The 997-nt window shown below is 59.5% G+C and carries 1 pseudogene; it reads left to right on the forward strand.

Annotated elements, in window-relative coordinates:
- Window positions 1-70: 70 nt before the first annotated feature.
- Window positions 71-997, forward strand: a pseudogene (locus FQ187_RS30685) (IS3 family transposase); the annotation flags it as partial.

Genomic DNA, 997 nt, shown 5'->3' on the forward strand with positions numbered 1-997 from the left:
TGAACGAGCCCCATGAAAGACAGGACACCGTTTCCCCCTTACGATAAGGGATAGGCAAACGGTTATGTTTATGACTAACAGCAACGATAAGAGTGGGGAGCTTTTGGGCCAGGAGCGGCGGCGCCGCTGGAGCCCAGAGCAAAAGCTGGCCATGGTTCGCGAGAGCCTTGAGCCAGGACAAAGTGTGTCGGTCGTCGCTCGGCGCAACGGCATCAATGCCAACCAGCTGTTCCTGTGGCGCAAGCTGTACCAGGACGGCAGCCTGTCGGCGGTCAGTGCAGGCGAAGCCGTGGTGCCTGCCTCCGAGTTGAGCGATGCGCTCAAGCAGATCCGTGAGCTGCAACGGATGCTGGGCAAGAAAACGATGGAAGCCGAAATCCTCAAAGAGGCCGTGGAGATCGCCCGGTCGCGAAAATGGATTGCGCACTCACCCTTGTTGCCGGGGGACGACCAGTGAAGCTGGTCAGCGAATGTCTCGGTGTGGCGCGCTCGCAATTAACGGTTCGAATCAAGCAATCGGTATCGCCCAAAGTACGGCGAAGCAGGCCTGTGACCGATGTAGAGCTGGTCGCTGAAATCCAGCAAGAGGTCAGCGAACTGCCCAGCTATGGATACCGTCGCGTCTGGGGACTGCTGCGTCGTGCACGTGAAAAGCGGTCGCTGCCCGCGATCAACGTGAAACGGGTTTACCGGGTCATGCGTGATCACAATCTGCTGCTTGAACGCCGGATCAAACAGCCCGGCGTGCCGCGTCGGCACGAAGGCCGTATTGCGGTGGAAACCAGCGATACGCGTTGGTGCTCGGACGGCTTTGAGTTCCGTTGTGAGGACGGCGCCAAACTGAGCGTGACCTTCGCCCTCGATTGCTGTGATCGCGAAGCCATCGGCTGGGTCGCGAGCCCGACCGGGTACAGCGGCGATGATATCCGCGACTTGATGTTGGAAAGCGTGGAGAAGCGTTTTGGTGATCAACTGCCCGCCACGCCAGTTCAATGGC

Origin of the sequence: Pseudomonas sp. ANT_J28 (genome assembly GCF_008370005.1) — a bacterium.
Lineage (GTDB): Bacteria > Pseudomonadota > Gammaproteobacteria > Pseudomonadales > Pseudomonadaceae > Aquipseudomonas > Aquipseudomonas frigoris.